The sequence below is a fragment of the Lysobacter auxotrophicus genome (genome assembly GCF_027924565.1).
Lineage (GTDB): Bacteria > Pseudomonadota > Gammaproteobacteria > Xanthomonadales > Xanthomonadaceae > Lysobacter_J > Lysobacter_J auxotrophicus.
On the sequence record NZ_AP027041.1, the window covers coordinates 1,349,067 to 1,364,915 of the forward strand.

Annotated in this window: 14 protein-coding genes; 2 read left to right on the forward strand and 12 right to left on the reverse strand. The window is 67.4% G+C overall.

The window, feature by feature from the left end; all coding sequences use genetic code 11:
• Positions 1 to 44 precede the first annotated feature (44 nt).
• Both LA521A_RS06080 and sugE read left to right on the forward strand, forming a co-directional pair.
• Entirely contained in the window at positions 45 to 3,008 is a 2,964-nt protein-coding gene (locus LA521A_RS06080; RefSeq protein WP_281781432.1) for a ligand-binding sensor domain-containing diguanylate cyclase, read from the forward strand.
• A gap of 124 nt (positions 3,009 to 3,132) precedes the next feature.
• Positions 3,133 to 3,450, forward strand: coding sequence for a quaternary ammonium compound efflux SMR transporter SugE (gene sugE, locus LA521A_RS06085; protein ID WP_281781433.1), 318 nt, complete (start codon positions 3,133 to 3,135; stop codon positions 3,448 to 3,450).
• 121 nt (positions 3,451 to 3,571) lie between these two features.
• On the opposite strand, the gene LA521A_RS06090 is transcribed toward sugE, so the two are convergent.
• The 12 genes from LA521A_RS06090 to LA521A_RS06145 all read right to left on the reverse strand — a co-directional run bounded on the left by LA521A_RS06090 (position 3,572) and on the right by LA521A_RS06145 (position 15,667).
• Positions 3,572 to 4,117 (reverse strand): sugar O-acetyltransferase, encoded by a 546-nt coding sequence (locus LA521A_RS06090; RefSeq protein ID WP_281782029.1) that lies wholly within the window; start codon positions 4,115 to 4,117, stop codon positions 3,572 to 3,574.
• A 17-nt stretch (positions 4,118 to 4,134) separates the two neighbouring features.
• Positions 4,135 to 4,779, reverse strand: a complete 645-nt coding sequence (gene rnt, locus LA521A_RS06095; RefSeq protein WP_281781434.1) for a ribonuclease T — start codon at positions 4,777 to 4,779, stop codon at positions 4,135 to 4,137.
• Between the two features lie 249 nt (positions 4,780 to 5,028).
• Positions 5,029 to 5,790: an HvfC family RiPP maturation protein gene (locus LA521A_RS06100; protein WP_281781435.1), complete on the reverse strand. Its 762-nt coding sequence runs from the start codon at positions 5,788 to 5,790 to the stop codon at positions 5,029 to 5,031.
• Entirely contained in the window at positions 5,783 to 6,595 is an 813-nt protein-coding gene (locus LA521A_RS06105; protein ID WP_281781436.1) for an HvfB family MNIO-type RiPP peptide maturase, read from the reverse strand. Before LA521A_RS06105 ends, LA521A_RS06100 begins: the two co-directional genes overlap by 8 nt.
• Before the next feature lie 123 nt (positions 6,596 to 6,718).
• Positions 6,719 to 7,075, reverse strand: coding sequence for an EF-hand domain-containing protein (locus tag LA521A_RS06110; RefSeq protein ID WP_281781437.1), 357 nt, complete (start codon positions 7,073 to 7,075; stop codon positions 6,719 to 6,721).
• Between the two features lie 617 nt (positions 7,076 to 7,692).
• A complete protein-coding gene (gene phoU / locus LA521A_RS06115) occupies positions 7,693 to 8,397 on the reverse strand; it encodes a phosphate signaling complex protein PhoU (RefSeq protein ID WP_281781438.1) in 705 nt (234 codons plus the stop codon).
• A 112-nt stretch (positions 8,398 to 8,509) separates the two neighbouring features.
• On the reverse strand, positions 8,510 to 9,322 hold the full coding sequence (gene pstB, locus LA521A_RS06120) for a phosphate ABC transporter ATP-binding protein PstB (protein ID WP_281781439.1): 813 nt from the start codon (positions 9,320 to 9,322) through the stop codon (positions 8,510 to 8,512).
• Between the two features lie 40 nt (positions 9,323 to 9,362).
• Positions 9,363 to 10,262: a phosphate ABC transporter permease PstA gene (pstA, locus tag LA521A_RS06125; protein WP_281781440.1), complete on the reverse strand. Its 900-nt coding sequence runs from the start codon at positions 10,260 to 10,262 to the stop codon at positions 9,363 to 9,365.
• Entirely contained in the window at positions 10,262 to 11,233 is a 972-nt protein-coding gene (gene pstC, locus LA521A_RS06130; RefSeq protein WP_281781441.1) for a phosphate ABC transporter permease subunit PstC, read from the reverse strand. Before pstC ends, pstA begins: the two co-directional genes overlap by 1 nt.
• Positions 11,234 to 11,654: 421 nt before the next feature.
• On the reverse strand, positions 11,655 to 12,752 hold the full coding sequence (pstS, locus tag LA521A_RS06135) for a phosphate ABC transporter substrate-binding protein PstS (RefSeq protein ID WP_281781442.1): 1,098 nt from the start codon (positions 12,750 to 12,752) through the stop codon (positions 11,655 to 11,657).
• Positions 12,753 to 13,078: 326 nt separating this feature from the next.
• Complete coding sequence (gene pstS / locus LA521A_RS06140; RefSeq protein WP_281782030.1) at positions 13,079 to 14,041, reverse strand: phosphate ABC transporter substrate-binding protein PstS; 963 nt, start codon at positions 14,039 to 14,041, stop codon at positions 13,079 to 13,081.
• A 339-nt stretch (positions 14,042 to 14,380) separates the two neighbouring features.
• Positions 14,381 to 15,667: an OprO/OprP family phosphate-selective porin gene (locus LA521A_RS06145; protein ID WP_281781443.1), complete on the reverse strand. Its 1,287-nt coding sequence runs from the start codon at positions 15,665 to 15,667 to the stop codon at positions 14,381 to 14,383.
• Positions 15,668 to 15,849 lie beyond the last annotated feature (182 nt).

The window sequence follows — 15,849 nt, forward strand, 5'->3', positions numbered from 1 at the left end:
GTTGGCGGCGATGGCTTCTGTTTTGCGCGTCATGGCTGCCGGCCATGGCGTTCGCGCTCGCCGCGTGCGGCATCGCGAACGCCCATCCGGTCCTGGGGCCGCCGCCGCTTCGCGATTACGTCGTCGACGAATGGACGACGCGCAACGGCCTGCCGCACAACTCGCTGCGCGACATCGCGCAGACGCCGGAAGGGCACCTGTGGTTCGCCACCTGGGAAGGCGCGGTCCGCTACAACGGCATCGATTTCACCGTGGTCGGGCGCGGTACGCGGCCCGGACTGCGCGATAACGGCATCGGTGCGCTGTACGTCGATCCGGCCGGCCGCCTGTGGTTGAGCGATTCGCGCGGCAACCTGGGGCGACTGCAGCCCGACGGCCAATGGCGTTTCTGGGAACGCGCGAAGGACTGGCCGCAAGCGTTGATCCACGACATGGCGATGGACAGCCGCGGCCGCCTGTGGCTGCTGTTCGAAAACCACGGCATGGGGCGCCTGGACCCCGACGATCGCTTCACGTACCTCGCGCCACCGGCGGGCATTCCGCTGGCGGCGAGTTTCCCGCGCATGGCGATCGACGCCGAGGATCGCGTCTGGGTCGGCACGATGGACGGGCTGGTGATCCGCCAGCCCAACGGCCGATGGGAACGTGCCCCGGCCCGCTGGAATCTCCCGCCGGGTCTGGCGTGGCCGTATCGCGCCGCCGACGGTTCGCTGTGGCTGGTGGCAAGCGACCGCGTCTACCGCCTCCAGGGCGACACGGTGGCGCTGGTGAAGCACGTGCCGGGGCTTGGCCACTTCACCGCGATGCTGCGCGACCGCAACGGCGAGCTGTGGCTGGGCACGGAAAACCACGGCCTGCTGCGCATCGGCGCGCACGGCGTGGAGCGCCTGCCCGGCGGCGACGTGCTGCCCAACGGCCGCATCGCCAGCCTGCTGGAAGACGCCGAGGGCAACATTTGGGTCGGCGCGAACGGCGGCCTGTTCCGCCTGCGCGAGACGCTCTTCAGCGCGATCACGCGGCGCGACGGCATCTCGGGCGACTACGTGCGCGCGATCTTCGAAGACCGCGACGGCGAGTTGTGGATCGGCGGCGGCGGCGGGCTCGATCGCCTCGGCGCGGACGGCCAGGTGCGCCACATCGGGATCGATCGCGCCGACAGCGACCGTGCCGATGCGCTGTCGGTGCTGAGCATCGCGCAGGGCGTCGACGGCGACCTGTGGGTCGGCACGTATGCCGATGGCGTGTTCCGCCTGCGCGACGGTCGCCTGCAACGTCGCTACGCGCAGGACGAAGGCGTGCCCAGCGGCCACGTGCGCGCGATCGCCGTGGACGATGCCGGCGTGGTCTGGGCCGGCACGCGACGCGGCCTGGTGTCGCTGGACGGGCAGGGCGCGCATGCGCCGTCCGTGCCCGGCCTGCCGCAGGGATTGATCACCGCGCTCGCCAGCATCGACGGCGCGCTGTGGATCGGCTCGGTCGAAGGCGCGCACGTGTTGCGCGACGGCAAGGTCGAACGCATCGACCTGGAAGCGAGCGGTGCGCGTTCGGTGTTCGGATTCCGCAGCGTCCATGGCGACGTGTGGATCGCCACCGATCGCGGCCTGTACCGCTATCGCGAAGGCAAGCTGGCGCGTGTCGGACTCGAACAGGGCCTGCCGGTGGACGCGGTGTTCCAGATCGTCCCCGACCGTGTCGGCAATGCCTGGGTGACCAGCAATCGCGGCGTGCTGCGCATCGCGACGGACGCGCTCGACACCGCCGCCGACGGCAGCACCACGCCGGTGCCGAACGAGCGCTACACCGAAGCCGACGGCCTTCCGAGCGCGCAGGCCAACGGCAGTTCGTCGCCCTCGGCGATCCTGCGTCGCGACGGCAGCGTGTGGATCGCCACCGCGGCCGGTGTCGCGTCGGTGGATCCCGCGCGCCTGCAGCGCTATCTCGACCGCCGCGCACCGCCGACGGTGATCGAACGCGTCGCGCTCGACGGGCGCGACGTGCCGTTCCACTCGCGCGCCGCGCTGCCGGGCGGCAAGCGCATCGGCGTGTCGTACGTCGGGCTGAGTTACGTGATGTCCGATCGCATCCGCTATCGCACGCGGCTGATCGGGCTGGATGAACACTGGGTCGAACGCGATCGGCAGCGCACCGTCGAATACATGGGCCTGCCTCCGGGCGATTACGTGCTGCAGGTCGCCGCGGCGCATCCGGGCGGGCCGTGGACGCAGGACGTGGCGGTCTGGGCGTTCACGATCAAGCCGCTGTGGTGGCAGCGCGCCGACACGCGCGTGCTCGCCGCGCTGCTGCTCATCGGCGCGCTGTTCGCGCTGTACCGCTATCTGGTGCATCGCTACCGCACCAAGAACGTGCGCCTGGCGCGACTGGTCAATGAACGCACGCGCGACCTGCAGGCACAGGCCGAACGGCTGCTCGCGGTCGATCGCGAGCGCGCGCAGTTGCTCGAACGCGTGCGTCGCCAGGCCGTTGCCTACGAACGGCAGGCGCGCGAGGACGCGCTCACCGGCCTGCCGAATCGACGCCGCTTCGACGAAGTGCTCAAGCGCGACATGGCCGTCTCGCAGCGTGCAGGCCATCCGCTGTGCCTGGCGTTGATCGACCTGGATCACTTCAAGCGCATCAACGACACGCACTCGCACGCGGTGGGCGATGCCGTGCTGCGCGAGGCGGCGATCCTCTTCGCCAGCGGCAGCCGCGCGGCCGACCTGCTCGCGCGCCTGGGCGGCGAGGAGTTCGCGTTGCTGCTGCCCGACACCACGCTGGACGAGGCGATCACGATCTGCGAACGCATGCAGGAAACCTTCCAGAAGCATGCGATCTGGGCCGGGATCGAGGGCCTGCGCGTGACCTTCAGCGTCGGCATCGCCGAATGCCGTTTCGACGACACGACCGCGCGCCTGCTCGAACGCGCCGACGCGGCGATGTACCGCGCCAAGAACCAGGGACGCAACATCATCTGCGTGGACGCGAACCCGCCACAGGCGCGCCTGTGAACCGCCCGCGCGCGTGACGGCGCGCGCGGCATGCGTGTGGAATAATCCGCGAAGCCCAGGAAGCGGGGACGACCCCGCCGCTCCAATCGCAACCGGGGACGGCCCCATCCGACTGGAGACTCACATGCCCTGGATCATCCTCGTACTCGCCGGCCTGTTCGAAGTAGGCTGGGCGATCGGCCTCAAGTACACCGACGGTTTCACCAAAACCTGGCCCACGATCGGCACCGTCGCCGCCATGGCGATCAGCCTCGGGCTGCTGGGCATCGCGATGAAGTCGCTGCCGGTGGGCACGGCGTATGCGATCTGGGTGGGCGTCGGTGCAGTCGGCACCGTGATCCTGGGCATCGTGCTGTTCAACGAGCCCGTCAACGCGCTGCGCCTGATCAGCGTGGGCCTGATCGTCGCGGGACTGATCGGGTTGAAGCTGGCGTCGCCGTAAGCACGCGTTTGTAGCCCGGGTAGCGAAGCGCGCCCGGGTCGTGCATCCGGGTCCCCGGGGTCGCCTGCGATGGAGCATCCAGCCGCGATCCTTCCGCGTCGCGGAACGATGCGGAGGTCGGTTACGCGCCCTTGGACACGATGCGCGCCGGATTACCGGCCACGGTCGCGCCGGCGGGCACATCGCGCGTGACCACGCTGCCGGCGCCGATCAGCGCATCGTCCCCGACGCTCACGCCGGGCAGGAGGATCGCGCCGCCGCCGATCCACACGTTGCGGCCGATGCGCACGGGTTTGCCGAATTCCCAACCGTCGCGGCGAATGGCCGGATCGCGCGGGTGGTCGGCGGTGTAGATCTGCACCGCCGGGCCGATCTGCGTGCCGTCGCCGATCTCCACGCGCACCACGTCGAGGATCACGCAGTCGAAGTTGAGGAACACGCCGCGACCCAGGTGCACGTTGAAACCGTAATCGCAATGGAACGGCGGGCGGATCTCGCTGCCTTCGCCGGCGGCGCCCAGGCGCTCGACCAGTAGCGAATGCCGCTGCGCCGGCGTCATGCCCAGCGCGGCGTTGTAGCGCACCAGCCAGTCGCGCGTGTCGGCCTGCGCGGCCTGAATTTCGGCGTCGTCGGCGCGATACAGCTCGCCGGCCAGCATGCGCTGCATCGGCGTGCGCGCGTCGGTCACGGCGCGACCACCGGCGGCAGCGGCGACGGCCACGCGTTGACGATGCGGCAGAACAGCTGCGCGGTGCGCTCGGTGTCGTACACGGCCGAGTGCTGCTCCTCGCTGTTCCACGATAGCCCCGCCGCCTGCACCGCGCGCGCGAGCACCGTCTGCCCGTACGCGACGCCGGCCAGGCTCACCGTGTCGAACACGCTGAAGGGATGGAACGGATTGCGCTTGTGGCCGCTGCGCGCGACCGCGGCGTTGAGGAAATTCAGGTCGAAATGCGCGTTGTGGCCGACCAGGATCGCGCGCTGGCAGCCGTGCTTCTTCAGCGCGGCCCGCACCGGGGCGAACACGGTTTCCAGCGCGATGCGCTCGATCTTCGCGTCCCGGAAGGGATGGTCGATGTCGATGCCGGTGACTTCCAGCGACTTCGGATCGATCTCGAGGCCTTCGGCCGGCACGACGTGGCTGCTGGTGATCTCGCCGACGAAAAGCAGGCCGTTCTCGTCGATGTCGATGGGCGCCACGGCGATCTCGAGCAGCGCGTGGCGGTTCCAGTCGAACCCGCCGGTTTCCACGTCCACCACCACCGGCAGGAAGCCGCGGAATCGGGTGCAAAGGCGGGCGGGCGGGGCGGGTGCGTCGGGGTTCTGCATGCCGGAAAGGTTAGCAGACGGGGGAAATGCCGCTCCCGTCATTCCCGCGAAGGCGGGAATCCAGCCGTGGACGCGTCAAGTCTTCCGTCAAGCGTGATGCCTATCAGCCGTCATTCCCGCGAAGGCGGGAATCCACCTGTGAACGCGTCAAGGCTTCCGTCGAGCGTGATACACGCACGGTTGGATCCCGCCTTCGCGGGGATGACGGATAAAGAAGGGGATGACGGACAAAGAAGATGCCGGATGCGGCTACAGCCGCGTCCCCAGCACCACGCCCGCGCCGCGCATCTGTTCGAACAGCGCACGGCCCTGCTCGACGAACGCGTCCGCATCCGCGTGGCCGGCTTCCGACGCCAGCGCTTCCAGCTGCGCGCGACCAGTCAGCGTCGGCGCTTCATCCAGCCGCTGCAGCAGCCGGAACGCGAGCGGGCTCAGCTGCGAGAACCGCACGTCGCCGTCGGGGCCCCGACGCACCAGCAGCAACGTCGGTTCGGGCGGCGGAACCTCGGGGCGATGATCCGGCCCGATGCGATGCACCGGCCACGCATACGCCAGCGGCCACGCCAGCGGCGACAGCACCGGCACGCCGTCGATCAGCTCGCCGCGCGCGTCGAACGACGGCAGTTCGGCATCGCTGATCTGCAAAGCGAGTTCAACCCACTCGTAATGCGCGAGTTCGCCGGCGAACGGCGGCAGCGACGGCGCGTGGTCCTCGCGCGCATCGAGGAAGCGCAGGAATTCGCGGCCGAGTTCCGGGAACAGCGGCGTCTGGGCGCGGTGCACACGGAAGAAATCGCGGACGAGCGCGCGCCAGTGGCTATCGCCGAGCACCTGCTTGAGCACCGGGAAATTGCCGGCGAGCAGGCTTTCGACGTTGTTGAAGACGAGGTCGCGGTAGATCGCGACGCGCCGATCCTCCACGCCGTCCGGCGCGGACACGGCCTGCGGATCGCGCAGGTGGCGGGTGAGGGCGAGTTGCTGCGCGCGCAGGCGCGGCGGTGCGTCAGGCATGGGCGTGCGCGTGCGATGCGGGCGCGTGCTCGCGCATCACGCGACGCACGGTGTCGAGTTCGCCGAGCAGTTCGGCGTAGGACGGGATGTTGAAATCGCGCTCGAGCAGCGTCGGGCGCGCGCCGAAGCGGCGGTACGCCTCGCGCAGCAGCGACCACACCGCGTCCTTCACCGGCGCGCCGTGCGTGTCGACCTTGAGGTCGTCGGCTTCGTCGTAATGACCGGCGACGTGGATGCAGGCGATGCGCTGCGCCGGCATCGCCGCGAGGAATTCGTGCGGATCGTAGCGATGGTTGATCGCGTTGACGTAGACGTTGTTGACGTCCAGCAGCAGGTCGCAGTCGGCTTCGCTCAGGACCGCGTTGATGAAGGTCGCCTCGTCGAGCGCGGATTGATCGCCATCGACCGGCATCGTCGCGTAGTAGGAGACGTTCTCCACCGCGATGCGGCGGCCGACGATCTCCTGCGTCTGGCGGATGCGCGCGGCGACGTGATGCACCGCTTCTTCGGTGAACGGCAGCGGCAGCAGGTCGTAGAGCTGGCCGTCGTCGCTGCAGTAGCTCAGGTGTTCGCTGTAGAGCGCGACGTGGTGGCGGTCGAGGAACCGGCGCACGCGCGCGAGGAAGGTTTCATCCAGCGGCGCGAAACCGCCGAGCGAAAGCGACAGGCCGTGGCAGCTGATCGTGTGGCGCGCGGCGAGTTCGTCCAGCGCTTCGCCGAGCTTGCCGCCGACGCCGATCCAGTTTTCCGGCGCGCATTCGAGGAAATCGAAATCGCCCGCGGCGGCGTTCCGCAGCGGGCCCATCAGGGCCCGCCGCAGTCCGAGTCCGACTGAAGTGTCAGCCAGGCTGCTCATTGCCTATCCATGAGCGACGCACTATTGAAGAGTCCGCATAAGGATGTGCGGGCTTTTGCGAGGGACTCGCATTCAATTCATGCCGCCGCACTTGCCCTCGCCGCACTTGCCTTCCATCTTGTCGCCCTTCTTCGCCTTCAGTTCGTCGGCGGAGAGGAACCCGTCCTTGTTCGCGTCGTGCGTGGCGAACTTGCTGGTGTCGCCGTTGTGCGCCGCGCCGAATTCGGCCTGCGACACCTTGCCGTCCTTGTCGGTGTCCATCTTCTCGACGCCGCACTTGCCTTCACCGGCCTTCGCGCCTTCGCCGGCGCTGACCATGTAGCCGGAGGCGAGGTCGGTCATGGCGAACGCCGAGCCCGAAAGGGCGATCCCGCCGGCCAGGGCGGCGCCGGCAACGAGGGCGACGGTCTTGCTGGTCTTGCTGGACATGAGTGAACTCCTGTGCGCGATGCGGGGGACCCGCGGAGATGGCCCGGTTTCAGGCCTGGGAACGATGACAGGGCAAAGGATAGCGATCGGTGAATTCCGCTTCACGTGACGCAGTGCAGCACGTGGTGTAAGCGGTTTCCGCGCGAACGCGTCTGCAGATCGCGACTTTGCGCAATCCGGCGCGCCGCGTCATAGGCCATCAGTCGTGGGCGCTGGCGGTGAATGCGCCGAGGCGGGCGGGATACGCGGTGAAACGAACGCCGGGCGTTTGTAGCCAGGGTAAGCGAAGCGCACCCGGGTTAACGGCACAGCAACATCAAGGAAGATCGTCATCCCCGCGAAGGCGGGGATCCAACGGCCCGGATGTCAGCCTTTCCGTAGGCGGTGATGCGCTCAAAGCTGGATTCCCGCCTTCGCGGGAATGACGGTCTTCCAGGTTGCCGGGTCGCTGAAGTTGGTTCGCAAGTCGCAAATCCACGCCGCAAGAGCCGGTGCCGGGCGAAAGGAATCGCCGCCTCCGCGATACGGCGCGCTGCGGCGCGGTCATCGCTACCACGACCGAATTGCCCAGAGGCGCGGTGCGCTTCCGCTTACCCGGGCTACAAAAACAGGCTCGCTTACGGCGCCGCCGTCGTGCTGCTGCCGTCGCGCTTCTCGCGCGGGGGCAGGGCTTCCTCGCCGCGCACGAGGAACCACACGTTCTCGGCGATGTTGGTGGCGTGGTCGCCGATGCGCTCGATGTTCTTCGCCATGAACAACAGGTGCGTGCACGGCGTGATGGCGCGCGCGTCTTCCATCATGTAGGTCAGCAGTTCGCGGAACAGCGCGGTGTAGGCGACGTCCAGGTCGGCGTCGCGGGCGCGCACGCGCTGGGCGAGTTCGACGTTGTTGTCGCGATACGCCACCAGCACGTCGCGCACCTGCTGCACCGCCAGCGTGCCGATCGCATGCAGGCCGCTCACGTGGGGCAGCGGCGGCGACAGGTTCAGCGCGAGCGAGCGCTTGGCGACGTTGGCCGCGTAGTCGCCGACGCGTTCGATGTCCGAGGCGATGCGGATCGCGGCGAGGATCTCGCGCAGGTCGCGCGCCATCGGCCCGCGCAGGGCGAGCTTCATCACGTCGTGGCTGACTTCCTGCTCCAGCGCGTCGATGGCTTCATCGTTGGCGATGATGCGCTCGGCGGCCTTGTCGTCGCGACGCTGGACCACGTCGAGCGCGGCCTCCAGCTGCGCGGCGGCCATCTCGCCCATGCGCAGGGTTTCGTTGAGCAGCCGGCGCTGCTCGTCGTCGTAACTCTTGACGATGTGGTCGTGCATGGTCATCTGTCTGGGAACCGGGAATGGGGAATGGGGAATCGCAAAGCGGCAGGGCGGGAGGGCGGGAGGAATGAGGCGAGCGCTTTCGATTCTCGATTCCCCATTCCCTGTTCCCGGCTTATCCGAACCTGCCCGTGATGTAATCCTCGGTCTGCTGCTTCGTCGGATTGGAGAAGATCGTGTCCGTCGTGCCGTGCTCGATCAGGTCGCCCAGGTACATGAAGGCGGTGAAGTCCGACACGCGCGCGGCCTGCTGCATGTTGTGGGTCACGATGACGATCGTGTAGTCCTTCTTCAGCTCCTCCACCAGTTGCTCGATGCGGCTGGTGGAGATCGGATCCAGCGCCGAGGTCGGCTCGTCCAGCAGCAGCACGTCCGGGCGCAGCGCGACGGCGCGCGCGATGCACAAGCGCTGCTGCTGGCCGCCCGACAACCCGAGCGCGCTCGCGCCGAGCTTGTCCTTGACCTCGTCCCACAGCGCGCCCTGGCGCAGCGCATGTTCGACGCGCGCGTCCATGTCGGCCTTGGACAGCTTCTCGTGGTGGCGGATGCCGTAGGCGACGTTCTCGTAGATCGTCATCGGGAACGGCACCGGCTTCTGGAACACCATGCCCACCTTGCTGCGCAGGCGGTTCATCGGGTAGCGCGAATCCAGGATGTTCTCGCCGTCCAGGATCACCTCCCCGCGCGCTTCCAGCTTCGGGTACAGCGCGTAGATGCGGTTGAAGATGCGCAGCAGCGTGGACTTGCCGCAACCGGATGGGCCGATCAGCGCGGTGACGCGCTTTTCCGGCATTTCCAGGTGGATGTCCTTCAACGCATGGAACTTGTCGTAGTAGAAGTTCAGGCCGCGGGCGGCGAGCTTCACCGGTGCGGCGGCGGCAGGCGCGTTGCGTTCCGGCGTGGCGAGGGCGATGCGGGCGTCGTTCATGGCGGTGTTCCGGGTCGAAAGGCCCGAGAGGTTCGAGAGGTCAGTCATGGCTGATCCGGTTGCGCAGCACGATGGCGCGCGCGACGAGGCTGATGAGGAGGACGAAAGCGGTGAGCACGAGCGCGCCGGCCCAGGCCAGCACCTGCCAGGACTCGTACGGGCTGCCGGCGAACTGGTTCATCACCACCGGCACCGAGGCCATCGGCTGCAGCACGTTGGCCGACCAGTACTGGTTGCCGAACGCGGTGAACAGCAGCGGCGCGGTTTCGCCGGAAATGCGCGCCAGCGCCAGCAGGATGCCGGTGACGATGCCCGCCGACGCGCTGCGATAGAGCACCTGCACGATCACCTTCCACTGCGGCACGCCGAGCGACAGCGCGGCTTCGCGCATCTGCGCCGGCACCAGTCGCAGCATTTCGTCGGTGGTTCGCACCACCACCGGCAGCACGATGAAGGCGAGCGAGATCGCACCGGCCAGCGCCGAGAAGTTGCCGCCGGTCTGCATCACCACCAGCGTGTAGACGAACAGGCCCAGCACGATCGACGGCGCCGACAGCAGGATGTCGTTGACGAAGCGCACCACCGTGCCGAACTTTCGCGCGTGGCCGTATTCGGCGAGCCACGTACCCGCCGCGATGCCCAGCGGCGTGCCGATCAGGATGGCGATCACGCACATCACGGCGCTGCCGAAGAAGGCGTTCATCAGGCCGCCCTCCTGCATGGGCGGCGGCGTGTTCTGCGTGAACAGCGCCCAGTTGATGCCGCCGATGCCCTTGGCGATCAGCGTCCACAGGATCCAGCCCAGGAAGAACAGGCCGAACAGCGCCGCCGCGCACGCCAGCACGAGCGAGACGACGTTGATGATCCTGCGGCGACGATACAGCGCGTCGGCGACCTTGAATTCGCGTTCGGTCTTGACCGAGACGGTGGGGGCGCTCATCAGGTGCCCTCCTTGCGGGCGAGCTTGAGCAGCATGAAGCGCGCGATGGCCAGCACGACGAAGGTCACGATGAACAGCACGAAGCCCAGCAGCAGCAGCGCGGAGCGGTAGGTTTCCGTCGCCTCGCCGAAGTCGTTGGCGATCAGCGCGGCGATCGTCGTGCCCGGTTCGAGCAGCGAGGCGGAGAAGTTGACGCTGTTGCCGATGACGAAGGCGACCGCCATCGTCTCGCCCAGCGCACGGCCCAGGCCGAGGAAGATGCCGCCGATCACCGCCGAGCGCGTGTACGGCAGCACGATGTCCCAGCTCACTTCCCACTTCGTCGAGCCCAGCGCGTACGCCGATTCCTTCAGGCGCGTGGGCACGGTGAGGAAGACCTCGCGCATCACCGAGGAGATGAAGGGGATCACCATGATCGCCAGCACGATGCCGGCGGTCAGCATGCCGATGCCCAGCGGCGGGCCCTGGAAGAGGGCGCCGACGACCGGCAGCGTGCCGACGTGGTCGTTGAGCCACGGCGTCACGTATTCGGTCATCACCGGCACGAGCACGAACAGGCCCCACATGCCGTAGATGATCGAGGGAATGCCGGCGAGCAGTTCGATCGCCGTGCCGATCGGGCCGCGCGCCCAGCGCGGTGCGACTTCGGTGAGGAAGAAGGCGATGCCGAAGCTCACCGGCACCGCGATCACCATCGCGATGAGCGCGGTGACGACGGTGCCGTAGATCGGCACGAGCGCGCCGTAGCGGTTCTCGACCGGGTTCCATTCGGTGCTGAAGAAGAAGCGCAGGCCTTCGGCTTGAAGCACGTGGCGACCGCCCCACAGCATCGACAGCGCCGCGCTGGCGAGCGCGACGAGCACGAAGACCACGGTGCAGGTGAGCACGATGCGGAACAGCCGGTCGTTGCGCGCGTCCTGGTGGTCGCGCGCGGCGGGAACTTCGACGGCGGGGAGGGAAGTGGCGTTCATCCGGAGGGTTTCGTGTGGCCGGTTCCGTGCGTGTTTCGGCGGGCGCGAAGGCGATTGGGTGGTGCGCGATGCGTGGTGTTCGTCATTCCCGCGAAGGCGGGAATCCATGGACGTTGTCGCCGACCTGCCGGGAGAGAGAGGGAGAGCGGGCCGGCGATGCGTTCATGGGTTCTCCGCGTTTCGCGGGATGACGGTGACGCTTTGATGCGTATTGCGGTGTTTCCTGCCGTCATTCCCGTGCGGGCGGGAGCGAGGTTTTGCTCTTGCTCTTTGCCGTTATTTCCGCGTAGGCGGGAGTCCATCTGTCCGCCGCGTCACGCTTGACGAATGACCCCTGCTGCGTGGTCAGCCTGGATCCCGGCTTTCGCCGGGATGACGCATCGGCAAAGGCGCTCGCGCGTTGCGCGAGCGCGCCGATGCGTCACTTGAACTCGGCTGCCCAGTAGGCTTCGACCTGCTTCACCAGCTCCGGCGGCAGCGGGACGTAGTCCAGCGCCTGCGCCTGCGACTGGCCCTGTTCGAAGGCCCACTTGAAGAACTCGCGCGTGTCGGCCGACCGCTTGGCGTCCTTCGGCGTCTTGTACATCAGGATGAAATTGGTCGCGGTGATCGGCCAGGCCTGGTCGCCGGCTGCGTTGGTGACGACCAGGTTGAAGTCCTTCGCGCTCGCCCAGTCGGCGCCCGCGGCGGCGGCCTGGAAGGTTTCGGCGCTCGGCTGCACCCAGTTGCCGGCGGCGTTCTGCAAGGATGCGAACGCCATCTTGTTCTGCAGCGCGTAGGCCAGTTCGACGTAACCGATCGAACCCTTGATCTGCTTCACGTACGAGGCAACGCCCTCGTTGCCCTTGCCGCCCACGCCGCCCGGCCACTGCACCGAGGTGCCTTCGCCGACCTTCGACTTCCAGTCCGGCGACACCTTCGACAGGTAGTTGGTGAAGTTGAACGTCGTGCCCGAACCGTCGGAGCGGTGGACGATGTTGATCTTGGTCGACGGCAGGTTCACGCCCGGGTTCACGGCGGCGATCGCCGGATCGTTCCAGGTCGCGACCTTGCCGGCGAAGATGTCGGCCAGCAGCGGGCCGGTGAGGCGCAGCTTGCCGGGCTCGATGCCTTCGATGTTCACCACCGGCACCACGCCGCCGATGGCCGACGGGAACTGGCCCAGGCCCGCGGTCGCGAGTTCGTCGGACGCCAGCGGCTTGTCGGACGAACCGAAGTCCACCGTGCCGGCCTTGATCTGCGCGATGCCGCCGCCGGAACCGATCGACTGGTAGTTGACCTTCGCGCCGGTGGCCTTGTTGTAGTCGTCCGACCACTTGGAGATCAGCGGATAGATGAACGTGGCGCCGGCGCCGGTGATCTGCGCGGCGACCTTGTCGCCCGCGGGAGCGTTCGCGGCGGGCGCGCCGGCGTCGGCGGCGGTGGCCGGTGCGTTGGTGTCGCCGGCGGGCTTGCAGGCCGCGGCGGACAGGGCGATGGCGAAGGCGAGGGCGGCAATGCGGGCCGACGACGGGTTCATGCGCAACTCCGAGAGGAAGGATCTGGCCTGCTGGCCGGCTGCGCCATTTGATGATCTTTTTGTTACAGCGCTATGACATCCAGTCGTCACATATCTGCAATGAGCGGGCGACACTGCTTGAGCCGCTCCTCGTGTGCTGCTGGAGCGACCCTTCTCCCGCGAGCGGGAGAAGGTGCCGGCAGGCGGATGAGGGCGATGAGGATGGGACGCTCGCCGTTCGCCCTCACCCCAACCCCTCTCGACCCGGGGCGCTTGAACGAAGAAGGCGGGCACTAGGCCCGCCTTCGATCCACCTGAACTTCGATCCACCTGAAGCCGCGAGCGGATCAGTAGTTCATGTTCGTCGACCAGTAGGTCTCGATCTGCTTCACCAGCGCGTCCGGCAGCGGGACGTAGTCCAGCGCCTTGGCCTGCGCGTCGCCGTTGGCGTAGACCCAGCGGAAGAATTCCTTGGCGTTCTTGGCGCCGGCGGCGTTCTTGGGCTGCTTGTACATCAGGATGAAGTTGGTGGCGGTGATCGGCCAGGAGTTCGCGCCCGGGGCGTTGGTCATCACCAGGTAGAAGTCCTTCGCGTTGCCCCACTCGGCGCTGGCGGCGGCGGCCGAGAAGCTCTCGTCCGAGGGCAGCACGAAGTTGCCGGCGGCGTTCTTCAGGCGCGAGTACGACATCTTGTTCTGCAGCGCGTACGACAGCTCGACGTAGCCGATGCCGCCGACGATCTGCTTCACGTAGGCCGCGACGCCTTCGTTGCCCTTGCCGCCGATGCCGACCGGCCACTTGACCGACGTGCCTTCACCGACCTTGGTCTTCCACTCCGGCGACACCTTCGCGAGGTAGTTGACGAAGTTGAACGTGGTGCCCGAACCGTCCGAACGATGCACGACGGTGATCTTGCGGTCCGGCAGCTGCACGCCACCGTTGAGCGCGGCGATCGCCGGGTCGTTCCACTTGGTGATCTTGCCCAGGAAGATGTTGGCGAGCGTGTCGCCGTCCAGCTTCAGCGCGCCCGAGGCCACGCCCGGCACGTTGACCACCGGCACCACGCCGCCGATGACCGACGGGAACTGCGCCAGGCCGGCCTGCGCCAGTTCTTCCGGCTTCAGCGGGGCGTCGGAGGAACCGAAGTCGACCGTCGCGGCCTTGATCTGCGCGATGCCGCCGCCGGAACCGATCGACTGGTAGTTGACCTTCTTGCCGCTCGCGCGGGCGTAGTCGGCGGACCACTTCGACATCACGGGATACACGAACGACGCGCCGGCGCCGGTGACGTCGGCGGCCTGCGCACTCATGGCGACGGTGCCGGCCAGCGCGAGCGCGGCGAGGCGGAACTGGATGGACTTGAACACGATGCTCTCCTGGAGTGACGACGGGCCGTGCCCGTGCGTGGCGCATTTGATAACCGTTGGATGACAGCGCGGAGGCGGGGATGTGACAGCGCTGTTACGTGATTCTTGACTCGTGATTCGTGATTGGTGATTGGTGATTCGTGAAAGCGAAGAGCGAAGAGCGGCGGCCCGCTTCTTCGAATCACGAATCACGAATCACGAATCACAAACCAAAAAAAGGCGCGGCCAACCGACCGCGCCCGGAGTTCCACTAGGGGAGGGAAACAGAAACCGTCGAATCGATTACCAGTAGAACTGGACGCGCGCTTCGATGACGTTCGGGTTGTCGTCGACCTTGCGGTTGACGAGCTGGCCCTGGTCGGCCGGATCGACCAGGCCCGTCGCCGGCGTGCGCGCGTAGAAGCGCGAGCTGTCGACCATCACGTAGTTCAGCATGAACTTGAAGTTCGAGCGCCAGTACCAGTTCACGCCGACCGTCCAGCTGTCCATCTGGCCACCGAGGACGCCGTCCACGGCCGCCGCGGCGGTCGGGTTGGCGGCGGGGATGATCACGCCGTCGTCCAGGTCGATCGAGTCGAAGCGCGCGCCCAGCTGCCACATGCCGCTGGCCGGTTCGTCCGGCAGGCCGGTGGTCGGCACGCCGCCCTTGTAGCCCCAGGTCTCGCCGGTGATGTTCCACAGGCCGCTGACGTACCAGCTGCTGCTGTCGAAATCCTTCGACTGGCGCGGATTGCCGTTGTCGTAACGCTCGACCGTCGACTGCATGTACTCGCTCTGCAGCTTGAACGGACCGGTGATCCACATCGCTTCGCCGCCGATGGTGGCCTGGCGGTCGACGTTGGTCATGTTGCCGCTGTCGACCAGGCGCGTACCGGCCAGATCAGCCTGCGGACGGGTGCGGATGCGCACGGTGTCCTGGAAGCTGTCGTAGTTCACGTACGACAGGCCGAGGTGCACGATGTTGCCGGACTCGTTGATCGGCGCGAACGTGCCGCGCACGCCCCAGCCCGGACCGTGCGGCGTCGGCGCCGGGTGCTCGGTCAGTTCACGCGTGAAGAAGCTGGTGGTCAGCGACCAGTTGTTGTCGCCGATGCCGTACTGCGCGCCGAGGCGGCGGGCCACACCGTAGGTGTTGGTGACCATCGCCTTGGAGATGAAGTCGTTGTTCTTGGTCGAGGACAGCTCTTCCAGGCTGTTGGGCTGCTTGAACTGGCCCAGCTGGAAGAAGTGGTTCGAATTGCCGCCGATCTTGTACTTGGCGTTCACGTCGAGCCACTTGTCGGCCTTGGCGTCGTAACCGACGACCCACTCGAAGTTGCCCGGGCCCTTGCCCTTGAGCACCAGCTCGGCGCGGCGCAGTTCGTTGTCGCTGTCGCGGCCGTCCAGCTGGTCGCCGCCGACGTTGAGGTCGGTGAAGTCGCTGTCGAAGTAGTTGTAGTCGGCCTGGACCAGGCCTTCGAAGGAAACCTCGGAGTTGCCGATCACATCGAGCGCGATTTCGGCATGCGCGGCAGGCGCGACGAGAGCGGCGAGCAGCGCGACGGACAGGGTGCTGCGGGACAGTTTCATGGACGATGGCCCTGGGGCGTGAGAAGACGCTGCGCAGGCTAGGTCGTGAAAGTTGCGTAAATGTGACAGCGCTGACTTATTTCGCCGGGATGACCGGGTGATGACGACGAAAACGACAGCGACCGGCGTCGTTACAGAACCTGGACGTCATCCCGGCGAACGCCGGGTCCCAGGCTGATGAC

Coding starts and splice junctions, on each gene's coding strand:
- pstS (WP_281781442.1), bottom strand. CDS start 12,752: ATGAACCCGTCGTCGGCCCGCATTGCCGCCCTCGCCTTCGCCATCGCC.
- LA521A_RS06105 (WP_281781436.1), bottom strand. CDS start 6,595: ATGGGCCCGCTGCGGAACGCCGCCGCGGGCGATTTCGATTTCCTCGAA.
- pstC (WP_281781441.1), bottom strand. CDS start 11,233: ATGAACGCCACTTCCCTCCCCGCCGTCGAAGTTCCCGCCGCGCGCGAC.
- LA521A_RS06090 (WP_281782029.1), bottom strand. CDS start 4,117: ATGCAGCGCATGCTGGCCGGCGAGCTGTATCGCGCCGACGACGCCGAA.
- LA521A_RS06100 (WP_281781435.1), bottom strand. CDS start 5,790: ATGCCTGACGCACCGCCGCGCCTGCGCGCGCAGCAACTCGCCCTCACC.
- LA521A_RS06145 (WP_281781443.1), bottom strand. CDS start 15,667: ATGAAACTGTCCCGCAGCACCCTGTCCGTCGCGCTGCTCGCCGCTCTC.
- pstS (WP_281782030.1), bottom strand. CDS start 14,041: ATGAGTGCGCAGGCCGCCGACGTCACCGGCGCCGGCGCGTCGTTCGTG.
- LA521A_RS06110 (WP_281781437.1), bottom strand. CDS start 7,075: ATGTCCAGCAAGACCAGCAAGACCGTCGCCCTCGTTGCCGGCGCCGCC.
- sugE (WP_281781433.1), top strand. CDS start 3,133: ATGCCCTGGATCATCCTCGTACTCGCCGGCCTGTTCGAAGTAGGCTGG.
- rnt (WP_281781434.1), bottom strand. CDS start 4,779: ATGCAGAACCCCGACGCACCCGCCCCGCCCGCCCGCCTTTGCACCCGA.
- pstA (WP_281781440.1), bottom strand. CDS start 10,262: ATGAGCGCCCCCACCGTCTCGGTCAAGACCGAACGCGAATTCAAGGTC.
- LA521A_RS06080 (WP_281781432.1), top strand. CDS start 45: ATGGCGTTCGCGCTCGCCGCGTGCGGCATCGCGAACGCCCATCCGGTC.
- pstB (WP_281781439.1), bottom strand. CDS start 9,322: ATGAACGACGCCCGCATCGCCCTCGCCACGCCGGAACGCAACGCGCCT.
- phoU (WP_281781438.1), bottom strand. CDS start 8,397: ATGACCATGCACGACCACATCGTCAAGAGTTACGACGACGAGCAGCGC.